The 22,854-nt window shown below is 59.1% G+C and carries 15 protein-coding genes and 4 tRNA genes; 16 read left to right on the plus strand and 3 right to left on the minus strand.

Translation table 11 applies throughout. The annotated features are described in order from the left end of the window. Positions 1-133: 133 nt before the first annotated feature. The 3 genes from ACLIRY_RS09520 to rlmB all read right to left on the minus strand — a co-directional run bounded on the left by ACLIRY_RS09520 (position 134) and on the right by rlmB (position 3,468). Entirely contained in the window at positions 134-2,122 is a 1,989-nt protein-coding gene (locus tag ACLIRY_RS09520) for an aminopeptidase P family protein (protein WP_413205137.1), read from the minus strand. Between the two features lie 335 nt (positions 2,123-2,457). Beyond that, positions 2,458-2,533: transfer RNA gene (locus ACLIRY_RS09525), tRNA-Thr, on the minus strand. A gap of 59 nt (positions 2,534-2,592) precedes the next feature. Continuing rightward, positions 2,593-3,468 carry a 23S rRNA (guanosine(2251)-2'-O)-methyltransferase RlmB gene (gene rlmB, locus ACLIRY_RS09530; RefSeq protein WP_413205138.1) on the minus strand — a complete coding sequence of 292 codons (876 nt, stop codon included), beginning with the start codon at positions 3,466-3,468 and terminating at the stop codon, positions 2,593-2,595. Between the two features lie 154 nt (positions 3,469-3,622). Here rlmB and ACLIRY_RS09535 point away from each other — a divergent pair. The 16 genes from ACLIRY_RS09535 (at position 3,623) to tuf (ACLIRY_RS09610) (ending at position 22,786) form a co-directional block, all read left to right on the plus strand. Next, positions 3,623-3,708, plus strand: a tRNA-Tyr gene (locus ACLIRY_RS09535). A 27-nt stretch (positions 3,709-3,735) separates the two neighbouring features. Then, positions 3,736-3,809: transfer RNA gene (locus ACLIRY_RS09540), tRNA-Gly, on the plus strand. Between the two features lie 83 nt (positions 3,810-3,892). Then, entirely contained in the window at positions 3,893-5,083 is a 1,191-nt protein-coding gene (gene tuf, locus ACLIRY_RS09545; protein WP_413205139.1) for an elongation factor Tu, read from the plus strand. A gap of 193 nt (positions 5,084-5,276) precedes the next feature. After that, positions 5,277-5,352: transfer RNA gene (locus ACLIRY_RS09550), tRNA-Trp, on the plus strand. Between the two features lie 129 nt (positions 5,353-5,481). Next, the gene (gene secE / locus ACLIRY_RS09555; protein WP_413205140.1) at positions 5,482-5,679 is read left to right on the plus strand and encodes a preprotein translocase subunit SecE; all 198 of its coding nucleotides are present in this window, start codon (positions 5,482-5,484) and stop codon (positions 5,677-5,679) included. 4 nt (positions 5,680-5,683) lie between these two features. Beyond that, positions 5,684-6,214 (plus strand): transcription termination/antitermination protein NusG, encoded by a 531-nt coding sequence (nusG, locus tag ACLIRY_RS09560; protein WP_413205141.1) that lies wholly within the window; start codon positions 5,684-5,686, stop codon positions 6,212-6,214. A 179-nt stretch (positions 6,215-6,393) separates the two neighbouring features. Continuing rightward, the gene (gene rplK, locus ACLIRY_RS09565; protein ID WP_413205142.1) at positions 6,394-6,822 is read left to right on the plus strand and encodes a 50S ribosomal protein L11; all 429 of its coding nucleotides are present in this window, start codon (positions 6,394-6,396) and stop codon (positions 6,820-6,822) included. A gap of 4 nt (positions 6,823-6,826) precedes the next feature. Next, a complete protein-coding gene (rplA, locus tag ACLIRY_RS09570) occupies positions 6,827-7,528 on the plus strand; it encodes a 50S ribosomal protein L1 (RefSeq protein ID WP_413205143.1) in 702 nt (233 codons plus the stop codon). 383 nt (positions 7,529-7,911) lie between these two features. Beyond that, positions 7,912-8,430: a 50S ribosomal protein L10 gene (rplJ, locus tag ACLIRY_RS09575; RefSeq protein ID WP_413205144.1), complete on the plus strand. Its 519-nt coding sequence runs from the start codon at positions 7,912-7,914 to the stop codon at positions 8,428-8,430. 65 nt (positions 8,431-8,495) lie between these two features. Next, on the plus strand, positions 8,496-8,870 hold the full coding sequence (gene rplL, locus ACLIRY_RS09580; RefSeq protein WP_413205145.1) for a 50S ribosomal protein L7/L12: 375 nt from the start codon (positions 8,496-8,498) through the stop codon (positions 8,868-8,870). Between the two features lie 381 nt (positions 8,871-9,251). After that, complete coding sequence (gene rpoB, locus ACLIRY_RS09585; protein WP_413205146.1) at positions 9,252-13,433, plus strand: DNA-directed RNA polymerase subunit beta; 4,182 nt, start codon at positions 9,252-9,254, stop codon at positions 13,431-13,433. A gap of 176 nt (positions 13,434-13,609) precedes the next feature. Further along, positions 13,610-17,794, plus strand: a complete 4,185-nt coding sequence (gene rpoC, locus ACLIRY_RS09590) for a DNA-directed RNA polymerase subunit beta' (protein WP_413205147.1) — start codon at positions 13,610-13,612, stop codon at positions 17,792-17,794. A gap of 797 nt (positions 17,795-18,591) precedes the next feature. Beyond that, positions 18,592-18,963, plus strand: coding sequence for a 30S ribosomal protein S12 (gene rpsL / locus ACLIRY_RS09595; protein ID WP_413205347.1), 372 nt, complete (start codon positions 18,592-18,594; stop codon positions 18,961-18,963). A gap of 15 nt (positions 18,964-18,978) precedes the next feature. Next, complete coding sequence (gene rpsG, locus ACLIRY_RS09600) at positions 18,979-19,449, plus strand: 30S ribosomal protein S7 (RefSeq protein WP_413205148.1); 471 nt, start codon at positions 18,979-18,981, stop codon at positions 19,447-19,449. Positions 19,450-19,483: 34 nt separating this feature from the next. Beyond that, positions 19,484-21,562 carry an elongation factor G gene (gene fusA / locus ACLIRY_RS09605; RefSeq protein ID WP_413205149.1) on the plus strand — a complete coding sequence of 693 codons (2,079 nt, stop codon included), beginning with the start codon at positions 19,484-19,486 and terminating at the stop codon, positions 21,560-21,562. 33 nt (positions 21,563-21,595) lie between these two features. After that, positions 21,596-22,786, plus strand: a complete 1,191-nt coding sequence (gene tuf / locus ACLIRY_RS09610) for an elongation factor Tu (protein ID WP_413205139.1) — start codon at positions 21,596-21,598, stop codon at positions 22,784-22,786. Positions 22,787-22,854: the final 68 nt, after the last annotated feature.

The following is a 22,854-nucleotide window of genomic DNA, read 5'->3' on the forward strand; positions in this document are numbered from 1 at the left end:
CAGGCGGGGGGCCGAAAGGCTCCAGACCCTGGGCTCTTACTCTTAAAAGAGAAATGGGGGTTTGGGGGCATTTGCCCCCAAATGGGTTTGGGCAATCGCCCAAAAAAATGAAACACTATCCTGTACTGTTAGCTCACAGAGGTTCACAAGCCTTTTTCAGCCAGTCCAGGTCTGCCCCCTCCAGATGGGGGGAGAGCAGGGCGAGGACAAAGGCGTGATAGCTGTCCAGCCAAGCCCTTTGTTTCGGCCCGAGCGCCTCTGCGGCAATGAGGGACCGGGGGAAGGGGGCCGCTGTGATCGTTTCGAACTCCAGGAAGGTTTCTCCGGTCAGGCCACCCTCTGCTTCCCGCACCACGACCGCATTTTCGTGGCGGCACCCAAATTGGTTTGCCAGATAGGCACCGGGTTCGTTCGAAAGCACATTGCCCACCAGCAAGGCCTTCCGGCCCTCCCTGGAGATGCGAATGGCCCCTTCGTGCACGGACAGAAAGCTGCCGATGCCGTGGCCGGTGCCGTGGTCATAGTCGATGCCCATGGCCCAGAGGTTGGCCCGGGCAATGCCGTCCAACTGGGTCCCTGATGTCCCTTGCGGAAATCGGGTGGAGGCCAGTGTCGCATGACAGGATAAAACGCCCGTGATGACGGAGCGTTCGAAGTCTCCGGGGATGCCCCTGCAGAACGTTCTGGTGATATCAGTGGTCCCGGAGAGGTATTGCCCACCACTGTCCAGAACGATGATATCGCCGGGCTCGATGACCCGATTCGTTTCCGGTGTCGGATGATAGTGGATGACTGCGCCGTTTGCAGCCGATCCCACAATGGGGGGGAAGCTGGGGCCGCGAAAGGTTGGATCCTCGGCCCGGAACGCCGTCACCTTCTCGGCGATCATCATTTCCGTCAGGGGCTGGTCCTGGGGGTATTCGTCGAACCAGCGCATGAACCGGACCATGGCGACTCCATCCCGGGTCATGGCGTCCCGGAACCCCACCAGTTCCTCGGTGGTCTTGGTGAGGCGGGCCACTTCCGTCGGATCCTCCTGCTGCATGACCCTCGCACCGGTGGAGAGAAGGCGAGTTTCGATCCATTTTGGGGTTCGGGCCAAATCGAGGGCTACGGTCGCTCCACCATTGCCAATCTCGCCGAGTATTCCGTCGAAAGCCTCCATGTCATGGAGGGAGGTCCTATTCCCGAGGTGACGGATCGTTTCTGGTGTCAGTTTGCCCTGTTCGATGAACAGATCGGCATGTCCGTCGTCGTGGATGATCGCGTGGGATTCGACAACCGGTGTGAACGCGGTATCGCCACCCCGGATGTTGAAGACCCAGGCAATGGATTCAAGCTGTGACAGAACCAGGCGATTGGCGCCCAACCTGGTTAATTCGGCGGCGATGGCGGTCCGTTTGGCCTCGCTGGATTGGCCCGTGCGCTCGACGGGATGGGGCACGACGGCGGCAAAGGGTTTCGGTGGGCGGTCGGTCCAAATTCGGTCGATGGGATTGCTGTCCAGCGGGACCAAGGTCAGGGTCGTGCCGGCCAGGGCCTTCTCCATGGAGAAGGCGTCCTGAGAACTGTAGAGTCTCGTGTGAAAGCCGATCCGTGTCCCTTGGGGCAGGGTCTGGCCGAGGAATTCCCACATGGGGGGGCGCTGGAAATGGCGGGACTCGAAATGCGCGGGATCGAGTTCCTGGGCCGCCTGAAGGACATAGCGACCGTCGACGAAGAGCCACGCGGCATCGCGCCCGATCACGGCCGTTCCGGCTGAGCCTGTGAAACCGGTGATCCATTCCAACCGTTTGGCGTATTCCGGTAGATCCTGGGTGCGGTATTCGTTGGCCTGGGGAACGAGAAGGGCGTCTATCTCCAATGCATCGAATCCTGCCCGCAGGGCGGTCAGTCGTTTCGAATCGTAGGGGACCATGGGTCGGGGGTGTTGGGACAGGGCCGACAGCAAATCCTCGCGCAGGGCGCTGGGAAGGCCTGGAAAGACCAAATCCACCCATGCGGGACGCCATTGAGCCCCCTCGACCACGGCGATTCGCTCCAGCGCAGCGGCAATGTCATTCGCTCCGTCTGCCGTCGCATAGGGCGTGAGCCGATCGATGAGGGTGCTGTCGAACATCATGGGTGGCATACCTTCCCTATGGCGTGTGCGGGCCCTTTGGCGAATGGGGGCCCCCTATGCGGAATGGGGCCAGATCATTGGAGTCGCGTTTGGACAACCAGAAGGGGGTTGCCACGACAGGGCGAAGATAAGGGCCGAGGGCTGATGTTCCAAGGGGGAGGGCTGCAGATCCATGGATCTCTGGCAATACGGAACCACCAATCGGGAGGATGGGTAGCCGCCTGCCTTGGGTTTGCACCGGTCTTGGGTTTGCACCGGTCTTGCCTATGCACCGGCCTTTCCTATGCCCTGGTGAGGGAGTCGGGAGGGGCCAAGGTCCTGCTGGGTCGGGAAAGTGGTGCCGGATGCAGGGTTCGAACCCGCGACCCCCTGATTACAAATCAGGTGCTCTACCAACTGAGCTAATCCGGCCTGCTCACCAAGCTGTTGCTAGTGCATAATGCCTTCCGTGCCGCACTGCAAGCCCCCGATTAGGATCCGGCAATGTTTCGTCCGGCAAGCTCGTAAAACGCCACTGCGGCCGCATTAGACACATTCAGGCTTTCAATCGCACCGCTCATGGGGAGTTTGACCAGCATGTCGCAATGGTCCCGCACGAGCCGCCGCAGCCCTGCTCCCTCGCTGCCCAGCACCACCACACGGCGGTCCGGCAGGCCGCTGTCCTTCAGGCACAGGTCTGCACGGGCATCGAGCCCCGCGCTCCAAAACCCGTGTTCCTTGAGGCTGTCGAGCGCCTGGGACAGATTCGCGACCCGGACCAGGGGGATGCGCTCCAAGGCGCCGCTCGCCGATTTTGCAAGGGTCCCCGTTTCCTCCGGGGAATGGCGATCCTGGACAATCACCGCACGGAGACCAAAAGCCGTCGCTGACCTCAGGATGGCCCCCACGTTGTGGGGATCGGATACCTGGTCGAGCAGAGCAATCACACCAGGGCCGGGCGGCCGGGCCACTTCGTCCAAATCCGGCTGAAACAGTGGGCGCGTCTTCAGGGCAAGACCCTGGTGCACGGCATCGGGAGGGAGGAGGTCCTCAAGGGTCTTGCGATCGACGATCTCCACTTGTAGGCGGCTCTGCTCCAGCTCGTCCGCCGCGCCGGGAAGGGCCAGAAGGCGCAGCACCTCTCGATCCGGATTGGCAAGTGCGGCTTCAACCGGATGACGTCCATGGAACCACAGGCCCCCTCCCCCTCCGCCCCGAATCGTCGAGCCGTCCTTGCGGTTCCCTTTTTTCCCCCGATCCCGATTGTGGTTCGGCTGATCTCCCCTGCCTGAGGCAGCAGCGACCCCGGCTGAGCGGGGGGGCTCCTTCTGGAGGCCACGGTTTTGGCGGCTGGGGGGGCGTGACATGGGGGCCTCTTGATTCACGGAAAAGGGGCTGCATTGCGAAGCCGCAATCTGCCCTTTTTGAAGAATGCTGTCACGATATGCTTTTTCTCATTGACACATGGGGGTGTTTTTCAATATTTCCTTGCTCCCGCCGCTGGAGGCCGAACGGTCTTTTGGAGGGGTGGTCGAGTGGTTAAAGGCACCGGACTGTAAATCCGGCGGGGTAACCCTACGCTGGTTCGAATCCAGCCCCCTCCACCAAAAACCTCGACCTCCAGTGGCGCGTCCGCGGGTGTAGCTCAATGGTAGAGCAGCAGCCTTCCAAGCTGAATACGGGGGTTCGATTCCCCTCACCCGCTCCATTCCGTTCCAGGCACCACCTGTTTCGTCATCGCCCCATCGGCTCGGTCGGGCATCCGCAACCATAGAAGGTACGGGATCGAAGATGTCTAAGGAAAAGTTTGCTCGTAACAAGCCGCACTGCAACGTTGGCACCATTGGTCACGTTGACCATGGCAAGACCTCGCTGACTGCGGCGATCACCAAGGTCCTGGCCGAAACCGGTGGCGCCACCTTCTCTGCTTACGACCAGATTGACAAGGCTCCCGAGGAGCGGGCGCGCGGTATCACCATCTCGACGGCTCACGTTGAGTATGAGACCGAGAACCGCCACTACGCCCACGTGGATTGCCCGGGTCACGCCGACTATGTGAAGAACATGATCACCGGCGCGGCGCAGATGGATGGTGCCATCCTGGTGGTGTCTGCCGCCGACGGCCCGATGCCCCAGACCCGTGAGCACATCCTGCTCGCCCGTCAGGTTGGTGTGCCGGCCCTGGTGGTGTTCCTGAACAAATGCGATCAGGTCGACGACGAAGAACTGCTGGAGTTGGTTGAGCTGGAAGTTCGCGAGCTTCTGTCCTCCTATGATTTCCCGGGCGACGATATTCCCATCATCAAGGGCTCTGCCCTGGCGGCCCTGGAAGACAGCGATCAGGCCCTGGGCCATGACGCGATCCTGGAGCTGATGAAGGCGGTGGACGCTTACATTCCGCAGCCCGAGCGTCCGAAAGACCTTCCGTTCCTGATGCCGATCGAAGATGTGTTCTCGATTTCTGGCCGTGGCACCGTGGTGACCGGTCGCGTGGAGCGCGGAATCGTCAAGGTTGGCGAGGAAATCGAGATTGTCGGTCTGAAGGACACCGTGAAGACGACCTGCACGGGCGTCGAGATGTTCCGCAAGTTGCTGGATCAGGGCGAGGCGGGCGACAACATCGGTGCGCTGCTGCGTGGTACGAAGCGGGACGACGTGGAGCGCGGTCAGGTTCTGGCCAAGCCCGGCTCGATCACGCCGCACACCAAGTTCAAGTGCGAGTGCTACATTCTGACCAAGGAAGAGGGTGGCCGTCACACGCCGTTCTTCTCGAACTACCGTCCTCAGTTCTACTTCCGGACCACGGATGTGACCGGGACGATCGAACTGCCTGAGGGCACGGAAATGGTGATGCCGGGCGATAACATCGCCATGACGGTGAACCTGATTGCTCCGATTGCCATGGATGAAGGTCTGCGTTTCGCTATCCGCGAGGGGGGCCGGACCGTTGGCGCGGGCGTCGTCGCCACCGTCATCGAGTAAATTCGATGTCGGGAACCCGGTATTTGTACCGCCGGGTTCCCGGCATTATAAAAAAGACTTGATTCATATGCGTGGGACGGCTATACCGCCCCGCTCTCCCGACAGGTCGCTGGCGGGGGTTTTTTGTCGAGGATGCCCAGATTTCTCGATGCGGTGAGTCCGCCGTAAATACGGTGGGCCAATCCGGCCCTGGAGGGGTGTAGCTCAACTGGTAGAGCACCGGTCTCCAAAACCGGGGGTTGTAGGTTCGAGTCCTATCGCCCCTGCCAAGGCCGAAAGAATGCCGTGTCGTTGTGCTTCGAGTGGATCGAGGTGGGTTCGGAATTGCCGGACTCCGTGGTGTCCCAATCCAGGATCGGGAGAAATCTCCGGATCCGCCGATTTTGGAAGTTTCTAGGATGCCCAGGACCAACCCAGGTCAATTCGTCCGCCAGGTCCGACAGGAAATTGGGAAGGTCAGTTGGCCCTCTCGCAAGGAAACCGGGATCTCAACCGTGATGGTCTTCATCATGGTCTTTCTTGCGTCCATGTTTTTTCTGCTTGTGGATTTTCTGATGGGCGAGGGCGTCAAACTCATTTTTGGTTTGGGAGGTTAATCACGTGGCCGCCCGCTGGTATGTCATCCATGTCTATTCCGGTTTTGAGAATAAGGTCGCCCAATCCGTTCGAGAGCAGGCCGTTCAAAAGGGCCTGGATCATCTGATTGAGGAAGTCCTGGTCCCGACCGAAGAGGTGGTCGAGGTTCGTCGAGGTGCCAAAGTCAGTGCTGATCGCAAGTTCTTCCCAGGTTACGTCCTGGTCAAGATGGAACTGATCGATGAGACGTGGCACCTGATCACTAATACGGCCAAAGTGACCGGTTTTCTGGGGAGTAAGGGGCGTCCGTCTCCGATCACGGAGAAGGAAGCGCAACACATCCTGCATCAGGTCCAGGAAGGGATTGAGCGGCCCAAGCCCTCCATTACCTTCGATGTGGGTGAGCAGGTCCGTGTGAGCGATGGTCCTTTCGCCAGCTTCAATGGAATGGTTGAAGAGGTTGACGAGGAAAAGGCGCGCCTCAAGGTCTCCGTTTCCATCTTCGGGCGGTCGACGCCGGTAGAATTGGAATATACCCAGGTGGAGAAAGTTTAAGCTTTCGTTTTGATATTCCGTTCCAGTGCCCCATCCGACCAAGTGTCAGGTGGGGCACTCTGGATGGTGCAACGTGGGAGATCTCTTCCTAAAGGCCAGGGAAGATCGGACCACGGCCTTCGGGCACCCTGTACATAACAGGACTCTTCTAAAAGAGAGTTCCTAGGACCGAGGATAAGATGGCAAAGAAAATTACCGGCTATATTAAGCTGCAGGTACCGGCGGGGAAGGCCAATCCTTCGCCTCCCATCGGCCCTGCGCTGGGTCAGCGCGGTTTGAACATCATGGAATTCTGCAAGGCTTTCAACGCAGCGACGCAGAACATGGAACCGGGCATGCCGATTCCCGTCGTGATCACCGCCTATGGTGACCGCACGTTCTCCTTCGTGACCAAGACGCCGCCGGTCTCCTACTTCCTGAAGAAGGCCGCCAGCCTGTCGAAGGGGTCCCAGACTCCGGGTCGGAACACCGTCGGCAAGGTGACCATGGACCAGATCCGCGACATCGCCCAGCAGAAGATGCCGGACCTGAACTCGCCGACCATTGAATCCGCCATGGAAATGGTGCGGGGATCCGCACGGTCCATGGGTCTCTCGGTGGAGGAGTAAGACCATGGCGAAGATCGGAAAGCGTTTGAAGGCCGCCAGGGAAGGGGTGAACCCCGAGACTTTGGTGGATTTGGTCAAAGCCGTTGATATGGTGAAGGTGCGTGCCACCGCCAAGTTCGACGAGACCATTGAAATTGCCATGAACCTGGGTGTTGATCCGCGTCACGCTGACCAGATGGTCCGTGGTGTCGTCTCCTTACCCCACGGCACCGGCAAGACCCTGCGGGTCGCCGTGTTCGCCAAAGGTGACAAGGCCGAGGAAGCCAAGGCCGCTGGCGCCGATATCGTCGGTGCTGACGACCTCGCTGCCGAGATCCAGGGCGGAACGATGAATTTTGACCGCTGCATTGCCACCCCCGACATGATGGGTGTGGTTGGTCGGCTGGGTAAGGTTCTGGGTCCCCGCGGCCTGATGCCGAACCCGAAGCTGGGCACTGTTACGATGGATGTGGCCGGTGCCGTAGCTGCGGCAAAGGCGGGTCAGGTGGAGTTCCGGGTGGAGAAGTCCGGTATCATCCATGCTGGCATTGGTCGCGCGTCCTTCGAAGCCGGACAGTTGGTTGAGAATGTCCACGCGTTCGTCGACGCCATCAACAAGGCGAAGCCCACCGGGGCAAAGGGAGCCTATCTGAAGAAGGTGGCGTTGTCTTCGACCATGGGGCCGGGCGTTCGTGTGAACTTGAGCAGCCTGTCGGCCTCGGCCTAAGGGTTGAAGATCTAAAGTTTTCCCGCAGACCGGAAGCGGTCTGCGGGGTTCGGACGGTTACACTGGCTCCTTGGAGCCAGGAAAATCGTCCAAACCTGTCCGAGACCGTGGGTGCTCCGCGCCATGAGGCAACGAGCTTAAAGGAAACACCGCCAACGCAGACGGGAGGTAGAATTAGGGTCCCGCGCCGGTTCGCCGGTTCGGGGTTTGGTTCGACTTCCGGGGCAGGTCCACCCCCGAACTGGGGAGGGGCAGTTGTCCCAATCCGGGCTTGGGTTTCCGCAAACGATGGTTTCGGAAACCTTGGCCACCGTTCGGGATATTGAGGGCAACCGATCCTCGCGGAACCTTGTGTTCCAAGGGATCAGGAAGCGGAGAACACCGTGAACCGGGAAGAAAAACAGGAGCTGGTATCCGAGCTCAATTCCCTGTTCGGGGAGGCCCAGGCTGTTGTCGTGACCCACTACAAGGGCATGACCGTCGCCGAAATGGAGTCTCTTCGAGCTGGGATGCGGGAGGCGGGCGCCTCGTTCCGAGTCACCAAGAACCGGATCACGCGTCTTGCCCTCGCGGATACGCCGTTTGAAGGAATTGCCGATCTGTTCACCGGCCCCACGGCCATCGCTGTGTCCAGCGATCCCGTGGCGGCGGCTAAGGTCTGCGCCAATTTCGCCAAGAAGAACGAGAAGCTCGTGATTCTCGGCGGCGGCATGCAGGGCGTTGTCCTGGGTGTCGAAGGCGTCGAAGCCTTGGCCAAGCTGCCGTCCCTGGACGAGCTGCGCGCCAAGCTGGTTGGCATGATCAACACCCCGGCCACTCGCATCGCAGGCGTCACTCAGGCGCCCGCCGGTCAGCTGGCTCGGGTCCTCAACGCGTATGCCACGAAGGGCGAGGCCGCCTGATCGCGGTTCGTCATTGTGTAGAAACCCATTCGGAAGTCCGAAACCAAACTTACGGAGTAGAGTAAATGGCTGATCTGGAAAAGCTCGTCGACGAGCTGTCCGCCCTGACCGTCCTTGAGGCAGCTGAACTGTCCAAGATGCTGGAAGAGAAGTGGGGCGTTTCCGCTGCCGCTCCGGTTGCTGCCGTCGCCGCCGCTCCTGGCGAAGCCGCGCCCGCCGCTGAAGAGAAGACCGAATTTGACGTCATCCTCGCCTCTGCCGGCGACAAGAAGATCAACGTCATTAAGGAAGTCCGCGCCATCACCGGCCTGGGTCTGAAGGAAGCCAAGGATCTGGTCGAAGGCGCTCCCAAGCCCGTTAAGGAAGGCGCGTCCAAGGACGAGGCCGAAGAAATGAAGAAGAAGCTCGAAGCTGTTGGGGCCACGGTTGAGCTGAAGTAATCTCGAATTGCTTCGAGGTTGCCAATAAGCCCATTGGGGGCCGGGGGACAGGACACGGATCTACGTGTCTTTCCTCCGGCCTTCCCGCGTTCCCGAAATGAGTGACTGTCTTAATTTGGATGCCGCCGACCACGTTCATTTTAATGCGACGCGGCAATCAAAAGTAGTTTTTTTGTTTTCTTTTCGTTTTTAGGTATTGTGTACCCAAACCCCCAATGGATCCGGAAAGTCACCGGTTTCATGGGGGGGTCCCAGGGCTCCCCCGGGCCGGTGTCGGCTTGGATCGGATGACCCAACCCTATGATTTAGTCCCGAACGGCTTCTGATCGGCGCGATCGAAAGCGGACCGGACTAGCGGCGAACCTGAGGTGAGGAGCGGTAATGACCAAGTCGTTGACCAGTCGGAAGCGCATTCGTAAGGACTTCGGACGTATCCCGACCGTCGCCCCCATGCCGAACCTGATCGAGGTCCAAAAGAGCTCCTACGATCAGTTCTTGCAAATTGGCGTTCCTCTGGACAGGCGGACCGATAGCGGTCTGCAAGAGGTTTTCAAGTCGGTTTTCCCGATCAAGGATTTTTCGGGCAAGGGCGAGCTTGAGTTCGTGTCCTACGAACTGGAAGAGCCAAAGTACGACACCGATGAGTGCCAGCAGCGGGGCATGACCTTTGCCGCCCCCTTGAAGGTGACCTTGCGCTTGCTGGTGTGGGATGTCGACGAGGAAACCGGCGCCCGGTCCATTCGTGACATCAAGGAGCAGGATGTCTACATGGGCGATATGCCCCTGATGACCTCCAATGGCACCTTTATCATTAATGGCACGGAGCGGGTGATTGTCTCCCAGATGCACCGGTCACCCGGCGTGTTCTTCGACCATGATAAGGGCAAAACCCACTCTTCGGGCAAGTATCTTTTTGCCGCGCGGGTCATTCCCTACCGCGGATCCTGGCTGGACTTCGAGTTCGACGCCAAGGATCTCGTTTATGTGCGTATCGATCGCCGCCGGAAGCTGCCGGTGACGACGCTGCTCTACGCGCTGCTTAGCGAAGAATCGACGAACCTGATCGCAGAGCGCAAGGCCGAAGGCCGCTCGGTTGATGTCAGCGAAACCCGTGGTATGACCAGCGAAGAGATTCTGGATTACTACTACGATAAGGTGACCTATCACCGCGATGACAAGGGGTGGAAGGTTGACTTCCAACCGGAGCGGCTGCGCGGCGTGAAGCTGATGTTCGATCTGGTTGACGCGGCCACTGGCGACGTGAAGATCGAGGCAGGAACCAAGGTAACCCCCCGGGCAGCGCGCAAGCTGGCCGAGGACGGTATGACCGAAATGCGGGTCTTCAACGAGGAACTCCTGGGGCGTTACGCCGCTGAGGACATGATCAACCAGACAACGGGTGAGATCTTTGCCGAGGCCGGCGACGAGTTGACCGAACCCATGCTGGAGGAGATGGAGAAGGCTGGGTTTACCGAGTTGAATGTCCTTCACATCGACCATGTGAACGTCGGCCCCTACCTCCGCAACACCTTGGCCGTCGATAAGAATTCCTCTCGCGAGGAGGCTCTGATCGATATTTACCGGGTGATGCGCCCGGGTGAGCCGCCCACATTGGATACGGCCGATGCGCTGTTCAAGGGGCTGTTCTTCGACTCCGAGCGTTATGACCTGTCTGCGGTCGGTCGGGTGAAGATGAATGCCCGCCTGAATTTCACGATGGAAGAGGCTCCGGATTATGTCCGGGTGCTGCGCCGTGAAGACATCCTGTCGATCATCAAGGTGTTGATCGAACTGAAGGATGGCAAGGGCGAAGTGGATGATATCGATCACCTGGGCAACCGCCGTGTGCGGTCGGTCGGTGAGCTGATGGAAAACCAGTATCGCGTTGGTCTCTTGCGCATGGAGCGGGCAATTCGGGAGCGGATGAGCAGCGTGGACATCGATACCGTGATGCCCCATGACCTGATCAACGCTAAACCCGCTGCCGCTGCGGTGCGGGAATTCTTCGGGTCCTCCCAGCTGTCCCAGTTCATGGATCAGACCAATCCGCTGTCGGAAATCACCCACAAGCGGCGCCTGTCGGCCCTTGGCCCCGGTGGTCTGACCCGTGAGCGCGCGGGCTTCGAGGTCCGCGACGTGCACCAAACCCACTACGGTCGGATCTGCCCAATTGAAACCCCGGAAGGGCCGAACATCGGTCTGATCAACAGTTTGGCGACTTTCGCCCGGGTCAATCCTTACGGGTTCATTGAAAGCCCCTATCGCAAGGTCCGGGAAGGGAAGGTGACCGACGAGGTCGTCTATATGTCGGCAATGGAGGAAGGCAAGTACATCATTGCCCAGGCCAATGCCGAGCTGACCGCCGAAGGTGTGTTTGCCGATGATCTGATTTCCTGCCGTAAGGCCGGTGACTTCGAGATGGTCGGGCCGACCGAAATCGACTACATCGACGTTTCGCCCAAGCAGTTGGTTTCTGTGGCTGCGGCGCTCATTCCCTTCCTGGAAAACGATGACGCCAACCGCGCGCTGATGGGATCGAACATGCAGCGGCAGGCGGTGCCTTTGGTGAAGGCCGAAGCGCCCTATGTCGGGACGGGTATGGAAGCGGCGGTGGCTCGGGATTCCGGTGCGACCATTGCGGCCAAACGTAGCGGTATCATCCAGCAGGTTGACGCCACCCGAATCGTGATTCGGGCGACCGAAGATCTTCGGGCGGCGGAATCCGGCGTGGATATTTACCGGATGCGGAAGTTCCAACGCTCTAACCAGAACACCTGTATCAACCAGCGTCCGCTGGTGAAGGTGGGCGATCTGGTCAATAAGGGCGACATTCTGGCCGACGGTCCCTCGACGGAAATGGGTGAGTTGGCCCTGGGCCGGAATGTGCTCGTGGCCTTCATGCCCTGGAATGGCTACAACTTCGAGGACTCGATCCTGATTTCGGAACGCATCGTCCGCGATGATGTGTTTACCTCCATCCACCTTGAGGAATTCGAGGTGATGGCCCGCGATACCAAGTTGGGTCAGGAAGAAATCACCCGGGATATTCCCAACGTGGGTGAAGAAGCGCTGAAGAACCTGGACGAAGCGGGCATCGTTTACATTGGCGCCGAGGTTCAGGCGGGCGACATTCTGGTGGGTAAGGTGACCCCCAAGGGCGAAAGCCCGATGACGCCGGAAGAAAAACTGCTGCGCGCCATCTTCGGCGAAAAGGCCTCTGATGTTCGGGATACCTCCCTGCGTATTCCGCCGGGCGTGACTGGCACGGTAGTGGAGGTCCGCGTCTTCAACCGACGCGGTGTCGACAAGGACGAACGTGCTCTGGCCATCGAACGGCAAGAGATCGAAAGCCTTGCCAAGGACCGCGATGATGAACGCGCCATCCTTGAGGGGTCGTTTGCCCGTCGCCTGAAGGACCTGCTGGTCGGTCAGAAAATCGTCGCCGGACCGCGAGGCATGGCCACCGGTGTGGAGATCACAGAGGAGCTTTTGTCTGGGTTCACGGGGGCTCAATGGCGCCAGATTGCCGTCGAAGACGATGCCGCGGCGACCTCCATTGAAATCCTGAAGAAGGCCTACGAGGAGTCCATCGACAAGATCAATGGACGCTTCGAAAACAAGGTCGAGAAGCTGCAGCGCGGTGACGAACTGCCTCCGGGCGTTCTCAAGATGGTCAAGGTGTTCGTCGCGGTGAAGCGCAAGCTGCAGCCGGGCGACAAGATGGCCGGTCGTCACGGGAACAAGGGTGTGATTTCCAAGATCAATCCGATCGAGGATATGCCCTATCTGGAAGACGGGACGCATGTGGATATCGTGCTGAACCCGTTGGGTGTGCCGTCGCGTATGAATGTGGGACAGATCCTGGAGACCCATCTGGGCTGGGCCTGCCGTGGTTTGGGCGCCCAGGTTGGTCAGATGCTTGAGCAGGTTAAACGGGGTGACATCGCCCTGACCGACCTGAGGGGCAAGTTGGACGACATCTACGGCGAGAAGCACGCTGTAGAGGACATCGCCCCGATGACCGATGATGAAGTCAAAGAACTGGCGGGCAACCTGCGCAATGGTGTTCCCATTGCGACTCCCGTCTTCGATGGCGCCCGTGAAGCTGACATCGTGGAGATGCTCGAGAAAGCCGGGCTGGACCGGTCGGGCCAGGTGTCTCTCTCCGATGGCCGGACAGGTGAAGTCTTTGACCGAAAGGTGACCGTGGGCTATATTTATATGCTCAAGCTTCATCACTTGGTTGATGACAAGATCCACGCCCGGTCCATCGGACCCTACTCCTTGGTCACCCAGCAGCCGCTTGGCGGTAAGGCCCAGTTTGGTGGCCAGCGGTTCGGTGAAATGGAGGTTTGGGCTCTGGAAGCCTACGGCGCCGCCTACACTCTGCAGGAAATGCTGACAGTGAAATCCGATGACGTGTCGGGTCGAACGAAGGTCTATGAAGCGATCGTTAAGGGTGACGATACCTTCGAAGCAGGCATTCCCGAATCCTTCAATGTTTTGGTCAAGGAAATGCGGTCCCTTGGCCTGGATGTTGAATTGGGGCAGAGTCCTTACTAAATCAAATAGCACGCCCGCGAGCCAAACCATCGGTTCGCGGGCCGTCGCTGTTTGACGATACCATGTTCTAATTTCGGCGCGTTCCAAGGGATCCCAGGATCCGGAACGCCTTTCCGGAACGGAGGACCCCCGGTGCACCGGTTCCCGTTCGGTCGAGAAGAAAAAGGCAGGCAGGCATGAATGAGCTCATGAAGATCTTCGGTCAGGTCAGCGGCTCCCAGTCGTTTGACCGGATCAAGATTTCCATCGCCAGCCCGGAGAAGATCCGGTCGTGGTCCTTCGGTGAAATCAAAAAGCCGGAAACCATCAACTATCGGACCTTCAAGCCCGAGCGGGACGGCCTGTTCTGCGCACGGATCTTTGGTCCCATCAAGGACTACGAGTGCTTGTGCGGCAAGTACAAGCGCATGAAATACCGTGGTATCATCTGCGAAAAATGCGGCGTGGAAGTGACCTTGTCCAAGGTCCGTCGCGAGCGGATGGGCCATATCGAATTGGCTGCGCCGGTTGCCCACATCTGGTTCATGAAGTCCCTGCCGAGCCGCGTTGGCCTGCTGCTGGACATGACCTTGAAGGATTTGGAGCGGGTTCTCTATTTCGAGAACTACGTGGTGGTCGAGCCGGGCCTGACACCACTCAAGCTGCACGAGATGCTCTCGGAAGAGGGGTATCAGCGGGCCGTCGAAGAATATGGCGAGGACGGCTTTACGGCCGGGATTGGCGCGGAAGCCATTCGCGACATGCTGATGGCCATCGATCTGGATGCGCTGAAAGAAGACCTTAAGGCCGACCTGCGGGATACCACATCGGAGGCCAAGCGCAAGAAGCTGGTCAAGCGTCTGAAGATCGTTGATGCCTTCCAGGAATCCGGCTGTCGCCCTGAGTGGATGATTCTTGAGGTCATTCCGGTGATTCCGCCTGAGCTGCGCCCGCTCGTGCCGCTGGATGGTGGCCGCTTTGCGACATCGGATCTGAACGACCTGTACCGTCGGGTGATCAACCGGAACAACCGCCTCAAGCGCCTGATCGAACTGCGGGCCCCGGACATCATCATCCGCAACGAAAAGCGGATGCTGCAGGAATCGGTGGATGCGCTGTTCGATAACGGACGTCGTGGTCGGGCGATCACTGGCGCCAACAAGCGTCCTCTGAAGTCCCTCTCTGACATGCTCAAGGGCAAGCAGGGGCGGTTCCGTCAAAACCTGCTTGGGAAGCGCGTCGATTATTCGGGCCGCTCTGTGATCGTGGTTGGGCCGGAGTTGAAGCTCCACCAGTGTGGCCTGCCCAAGAAAATGGCCCTGGAGCTGTTCAAGCCCTTTGTCTATTCCAAGCTGGAACAATACCACTTTGCCACAACCATTAAGGCCGCAAAGCGGATGGTCGAAAAGGAGCGTCCCGAGGTTTGGGATATCCTGGAAGAGGTGATCCGCGAACATCCGGTGATGCTGAACCGGGCTCCGACTCTGCACCGTCTGGGCATCCAAGCTTTTGAGCCGGTGTTGATTGAGGGCAAGGCCATTCAGCTTCACCCGCTTGTCTGCACAGCTTTCAACGCGGACTTTGACGGTGACCAAATGGCCGTCCACGTCCCGTTGTCCCTGGAGGCGCAGCTCGAAGCCCGTGTGCTGATGATGTCCACCAACAACATCCTCAGCCCGGCCAACGGCAAACCGATCATTGTGCCGACGCAGGATATTGTCCTCGGGTTGTACTATCTGTCGATGGATCGGGACGATGAGCCCGGTGCAGGCATGGCGTTTGCCTCCATGGCTGAGATCGAGCATGCCCTCCATTCCAAGTCGGTGACCTTGCAGGCGAAGGTAAAATGTCGTTTGCACACCGTCGACGAGAACGGTGCCCCGGTCACAAGGACCGTGGAAACGACCCCGGGACGTATGATCTTGGGGCAGCTTCTTCCCAAGCACCCGGCGCTGCCCTATTCCATGGTCAACCGTTTGCTGCGGAAGAAGGACGTTACCGATGTCATCGACACCGTGTACCGCCACTGCGGCCAGAAAGAGACCGTCATCTTCTGTGACCGGGTGATGCAGCTGGGGTATGCCCATGCGGCACGTGCGGGTATTTCCTTCGGTAAGGATGACCTTGTTATTCCGCCGACCAAGGAAAAGCTGGTCAATGACACCGAAGCCGAGGTCAAGGAATTCGAGCAGCAGTACCAGGACGGCCTGATCACCCAGGGTGAGAAGTACAACAAGGTCGTCGATGCCTGGTCGCACTGCACCGAAAAAGTGGCCGACGAAATGATGAAAGAGATTGCCAGGATCGATCCGGGCAAACCCATCAACTCGGTCTATATGATGGCCCACTCCGGTGCCCGTGGATCTGCGGCCCAGATGAAGCAGCTCGCCGGTATGCGCGGTCTGATGGCCAAGCCTTCGGGTGAGATCATCGAGACGCCCATCGTGTCGAACTTTAAGGAAGGCCTGACCGTGCTGGAGTACTTCAACTCCACCCACGGAGCCCGGAAGGGATTGGCCGATACGGCGCTGAAGACCGCGAACTCCGGTTATCTGACGCGCCGTTTGGTGGACGTTGCCCAGGATGCGATCATTGTGATCGAAGACTGCGGCACCAAACGCGGCATCACCGCCATGCCGGCGGTCGAAGGGGGGCAGGTTATCGCCTCACTGGGTGAGCGCGTGCTGGGTCGAACCGCCTCGGAGGATATCAAGGACACTGAAGGCAACGTCATCGTTCCCTTCGATCGGATGATCGACGAGCGCGATGTGGAGATGCTGGAAGCGGCCGGGATTGAGCAGGTGCGCATCCGCTCGGTGCTGACCTGCGAGGCTGAAGGCGGGATCTGCGGCAAGTGCTATGGCCGTGACCTGGCCCGGGGCACGACGGTCAATATCGGTGAGGCTGTCGGCGTGATTGCTGCCCAGTCGATCGGTGAGCCGGGAACCCAGCTGACCATGCGGACCTTCCACATCGGTGGCGCGGCTCAGCGGAACGCCGAACAGTCCTCTGTGGAGGCGGCCTTCGACGGCAAGATCGCCATGGAGAACCGGACGGTTGTTGCCAACACGGAAGGCGTGTTGATTGTCATGTCACGCAATTGTGAGGTGGCGATCACGGACGAGGCGGGCCGAGAAAAGGCACGTTATCGTATTCCTTACGGTGCCCGGTTGCTCACAGATGAAGGCAAGATGGTCGCCAAGGGGGACCGCTTGGCCGAGTGGGATCCGTATACCCTGCCGATCGTGACCGAACGCGACGGTATCGCCAATTATGTGGATCTGGTTGACGGCGTTTCCATGCGGGAAGTCACCGACGAAGCCACAGGTATTGCCTCCCGTGTTGTGGTGGAGTGGAAAAACCAGCCGAAGGGGTCGGACCTCAAGCCGCGCATTACCCTGCGTGATGCCAATGGGGAAGTGATCACCTTGCCCAATGGTCTGGAGGCCCGCTACTTCATCTCTGTTGACGCCATTTTGTCCGTCGAAAACGGCCAAAAGGTCAATGCGGGAGATGTGTTGGCCCGTATTCCCCGGGAAGGATCCAAAACCCGCGACATTACCGGTGGTCTGCCGCGCGTGGCGGAATTGTTCGAAGCCCGGAAGCCCAAAGACCACGCAATCATTTCCGAAATCGACGGTCGTGTTGAATTCGGCAAGGACTACAAGAACAAGCGCCGCGTGCTGGTTCTTCCCGAAGACGGGGACCCTGTGGAATACCTGTTGCCGAAGGGGAAGCATTTGACCGTTCAGGAGGGGGATTATGTCCGCAAGGGCGATCCCTTGATGGACGGCAACCCTGTTCCCCATGACATTCTGCGGGTCATGGGTGTTGAGGCCTTGGCCAACTACCTGATCAAGGAAATCCAGGACGTTTATCGTCTGCAGGGTGTGAAGATCAATGACAAGCACATTGAGGTGATTTCCCGGCAGATGCTGCAGAAGGTGGAGATTACCGAACCCGGTGATACCACTCTGCTGGTGGGTGAGCTTGCCGATAGGGTTGATTTTCAAGCGGAGAATGAAAAGACTCTGCGAGAGAATGGGCGCCCGGCAACGTCCATTCCCGTGCTACAGGGCATTACCAAGGCGTCCCTGCAGACACATTCCTTCATCTCGGCGGCCTCCTTCCAGGAAACCACCCGCGTCCTCACCGAGGCAGCTGTTTCTGGCAAGAGCGACAGTTTGATGGGATTGAAGGAAAACGTGATTGTCGGGCGTTTGATCCCGGCTGGTACGGGGGCTGTGATGAACCGTCTGCGGGCCATTGCCGCGAAACGAGACAAGGAAATCGAAGAGTCTCGGGGTAAGGAAATGGCGCCCGCGATCGGCGAAGTCGGCGACACCTTTGGCGATTCCTTCGGCACTCCTCCCGCAGAGTAAGCGGGAGGGGAGGATGCTCCGTCGGGGCGCTGAGGATGAAAAGCCGGGGATTCGGTGACGTCGGCCGCTCTCAGGCTGGTCAAAGCGAATCCCTTGGGAGGGGCGCAATCAAGCGCAGTCCCCTTCTTTGAGTTCTGAAAAGGGGGCGTCTGGAATGACGCCCCCTTTTCTATGCCTCCGGTGGTGCCTGCGGAAGCAGGCCGCAAGTCACCAGAGAGCCCAGCCAAGGGCTGCCTAATCGGCGGCAGCTTGTTCGATTGACCGATTCGCCGATTTCGGTCGTTTTTTCTTGTCCAATGGTGGAGTCGGTCTATATACTCTCCATCTTCTCCCGCCATTTTTTTTACGCCGCACCCCCGGTGATCGAAAGAAGGGAGTAAAAGGCCAGTCGACTCGAGACATCCAGGAGGGATATCCCTCAATCAAGGGTGCACCGCTGGGTAGGGGGTTCCTAAGGCTTTTACACTTGACGCAGGAGGGGGGCATCCATATGATGCCGCCTCCTTGGTCGACGGTCGTAGGTGGTCCTTTTTAGGAAGGTGCCTCTAAACGCGTCGAGTGAGTACCCGATCGGTCCGTGCGCCGCCAAGCCGCCGGGTCGAAGACTGACTCTTCAATCGTATCGATTGGGGGCTGGAACGAACGAGTGACGCCGATGATACATTGGTCGTGTCCTCGTTCGGTCTTTAAACATCGCATCGTCGCGAACGACCTTCCGTTGGGTGAACCGCCCGGCGGTACGTCGTGACGGCGCGATATCCGAGTTTTATCTGGGTGGCGTTGAGAAGGGACGTTCGATGCCGACAATTAACCAGCTGATCCGCAAGCCTCGCAAGGCCGTGGTGAAGCGTAATAAGGTGCCCGCAATGCAGTCCTGCCCGCAAAAGCGTGGCGTCTGCACTCGGGTCTACACCACTACCCCGAAGAAGCCGAACTCGGCGCTTCGTAAGGTCGCGCGTGTGCGCCTGACCAACGGCTTCGAGGTCACCAGCTACATTCCGGGTGAAGGGCACAACCTTCAGGAACACTCCGTGGTCATGATCCGTGGTGGTCGCGTGAAGGATCTTCCCGGCGTGCGTTACCACATCATTCGCGGCGTTCTGGATACCCAGGGCGTCAAGGACCGCCGTCAGCGTCGTTCCAAATACGGCGCGAAGCGTCCCAAATAAGAGGTCGAGGAAAATATGTCTCGTCGTCGCGCCGCAGAAAAGCGTGAAGTCCTGCCCGACGCCAAATATGGCGATCTGGTGCTGGCCAAGTTCATCAATTCCATCATGCTTCAGGGCAAGAAGGGTGTTGCCGAGAAAATCGTGTATGGCGCCTTTGATCGGGTGTTGGCCAAGACTGGTCAGGATCCCGTGAAGGTTTTCCACGAAGCTCTCGATAACGTGAAGCCGTCTTTGGAAGTGCGCTCCCGCCGTGTTGGTGGCGCTACCTATCAGGTTCCGGTTGAGGTGCGGCCCGATCGTCGTCAAGCCCTGGCTTTGCGCTGGCTGATTGATTTCGCCCGCAAGCGGTCGGAAACAACGATGATTGATCGTCTGACCGGCGAATTTCTCGATGCTGCCCAAAATCGGGGCGGCGCCGTGAAGAAGCGCGAAGATACCCACCGGATGGCCGACGCCAATAAGGCGTTCAGTCATTACCGCTGGTAGCACACGACAGACACCCGGAAGAGAGTTCAGCGTCATGAAACGCGAAACACCGCTCGAGCGTTACCGCAACATCGGCATTATGGCTCACATTGATGCCGGTAAGACGACGACCACCGAGCGCATTCTGTACTACACCGGCAAGTCCCATAAGATCGGCGAAGTCCACGACGGCGCCGCGACCATGGACTGGATGGAGCAGGAACAGGAGCGCGGCATTACCATTACGTCGGCCGCGACCACTGCGTTCTGGCATGATCACCGGGTGAACATCATCGACACCCCGGGCCACGTGGATTTCACCATTGAGGTGGAGCGTTCCCTGCGTGTGCTCGACGGTGCCGTGACCGTGTTCGACTCCGTTGCCGGTGTCGAGCCGCAGTCCGAAACCGTTTGGCGTCAGGCTGATAAGTACAACGTGCCTCGCATGTGCTTCGTCAACAAGATGGATCGCATGGGCGCCGACTTCTACCGCTGCGTCGATATGATCATCGATCGCCTGGGCGCCGTGCCTCTGGTGATTAATCTGCCGATCGGTTCTGAATCCGATTACGCAGGTGTGATCGACTTGGTGAAGATGAAGGCCGTTGTCTGGAAAGGCGAGGCCTTGGGCGCCGAGTATGAATACGTTGATATCCCCGCCGAACTGGCAGACAAAGCGGCAGAATACCGCGAGAAGTTGCTCGAGACGGCGGTGGAAATGGACGACGATGCCATGGAAGCCTACCTCGAGGGGACTGAGCCCGACGAGGAGACTCTGAAGAAGTGCATCCGCAAGGGCACGATCTCTCGGGCCTTCGTTCCGGTGTTGAACGGTTCCGCGTTCAAGAACAAGGGCGTTCAGCCCATGCTTGATGCGGTTGTCGATTACCTGCCGTCTCCGCTGGACGTTCCTGCCATCCGTGGTGTGCTTCCCGATAGCGAAGAAGAAGTCAAACGGATCAGCTCCGATGCCGAGCCGTTTTCCGCTTTGGCCTTCAAGATCATGAACGATCCGTTCGTCGGCTCCCTGACCTTTGCCCGGGTTTATTCCGGTATCGTGGAAAGCGGGTCCTACGTTCAAAATACGGTGAAGGAAAAGCGCGAGCGCGTTGGTCGCATGCTGCTTATGCATTCCAATAACCGCGAAGAAATCAAATGGGCTGGCGCGGGCGATATTGTTGCCATCGTGGGCCTGAAGGACACGACGACCGGTGACACCCTGTGTGATCCCGCCCACCCGGTGATCCTGGAGCGCATGGAATTCCCCGAGCCGGTCATCGAAGTGGCCGTTGAGCCGAAGACCAAAAGCGATCAGGAAAAGATGGGTATGGCGCTGGCGCGTCTGGCTGCCGAGGATCCGTCCTTCCGGGTGTCCACTGACCATGAAAGCGGTCAAACCGTGATTAAGGGTATGGGCGAGTTGCATTTGGAGATCATCGTTGACCGCATGAAGCGCGAGTTCAAAGTTGATTGTTCCGTGGGTGCGCCGCAGGTGGCCTATCGTGAGACGATTTCCAAGGAAAACGTCATCGACTACACCCACAAGAAGCAGTCCGGTGGATCGGGTCAGTTCGCGAAGGTCTCCATCCGGTTCGAACCCCTGGAGCCCGGTTCCGGATATCAGTTCGAGAGCAAGGTTGTTGGCGGGTCCGTTCCCAAGGAATATATTCCCGGTGTCGAAAAGGGCCTCAAGTCCTCCATCGATACGGGCGTGATTGCCGGGTTCCCGGTGACAGACCTTAAGGCGACTTTGATCGAAGGCGCTTACCACGATGTTGACTCCAGCGTCCTGGCCTTTGAAATCGCGGCGCGCGCTGCCTTCCGCGAGGGTCTGCCCAAGTGCGGTCCAAAGTTGCTCGAGCCCATGATGAAGGTCGAAGTTGTCACCCCTGAAGATTACATGGGCGATATTATCGGTGACCTGAACAGCCGTCGCGGCAACGTGTCTGGCATGGATCAGCGTGGTATTGCTCGCGTGGTGACCGCAACCGTTCCCTTGGCCAACATGTTTGGCTATGTGAACACGCTGCGGTCCATGTCCCAGGGACGGGCCCAGTACAGCATGTACTTCGATCATTATTCCGAAGTGCCGAACAATGTTTCCGAGGAAATCCGCGCCAAGATGGCCGGTTGATGTCGGCCATAGCCGAGACGACGGAGAGAAAGAATGTCTAAGGAAAAGTTTGCTCGTAACAAGCCGCACTGCAACGTTGGCACCATTGGTCACGTTGACCATGGCAAGACCTCGCTGACTGCGGCGATCACCAAGGTCCTGGCCGAAACCGGTGGCGCCACCTTCTCTGCTTACGACCAGATTGACAAGGCTCCCGAGGAGCGGGCGCGCGGTATCACCATCTCGACGGCTCACGTTGAGTATGAGACCGAGAACCGCCACTACGCCCACGTGGATTGCCCGGGTCACGCCGACTATGTGAAGAACATGATCACCGGCGCGGCGCAGATGGATGGTGCCATCCTGGTGGTGTCTGCCGCCGACGGCCCGATGCCCCAGACCCGTGAGCACATCCTGCTCGCCCGTCAGGTTGGTGTGCCGGCCCTGGTGGTGTTCCTGAACAAATGCGATCAGGTCGACGACGAAGAACTGCTGGAGTTGGTTGAGCTGGAAGTTCGCGAGCTTCTGTCCTCCTATGATTTCCCGGGCGACGATATTCCCATCATCAAGGGCTCTGCCCTGGCGGCCCTGGAAGACAGCGATCAGGCCCTGGGCCATGACGCGATCCTGGAGCTGATGAAGGCGGTGGACGCTTACATTCCGCAGCCCGAGCGTCCGAAAGACCTTCCGTTCCTGATGCCGATCGAAGATGTGTTCTCGATTTCTGGCCGTGGCACCGTGGTGACCGGTCGCGTGGAGCGCGGAATCGTCAAGGTTGGCGAGGAAATCGAGATTGTCGGTCTGAAGGACACCGTGAAGACGACCTGCACGGGCGTCGAGATGTTCCGCAAGTTGCTGGATCAGGGCGAGGCGGGCGACAACATCGGTGCGCTGCTGCGTGGTACGAAGCGGGACGACGTGGAGCGCGGTCAGGTTCTGGCCAAGCCCGGCTCGATCACGCCGCACACCAAGTTCAAGTGCGAGTGCTACATTCTGACCAAGGAAGAGGGTGGCCGTCACACGCCGTTCTTCTCGAACTACCGTCCTCAGTTCTACTTCCGGACCACGGATGTGACCGGGACGATCGAACTGCCTGAGGGCACGGAAATGGTGATGCCGGGCGATAACATCGCCATGACGGTGAACCTGATTGCTCCGATTGCCATGGATGAAGGTCTGCGTTTCGCTATCCGCGAGGGTGGCCGGACCGTTGGCGCGGGCGTCGTCGCCACCGTCATCGAGTAAGACGCCGCTTGTCAGCGGGCGCCTGCCTGAACAAGGTGGGCGCCCGGTGCTTTTTATGACGCTTTCTT

The organism is Rhodospirillum sp. A1_3_36 (genome assembly GCF_047263945.1).
GTDB lineage: Bacteria > Pseudomonadota > Alphaproteobacteria > Rhodospirillales > Rhodospirillaceae > Rhodospirillum.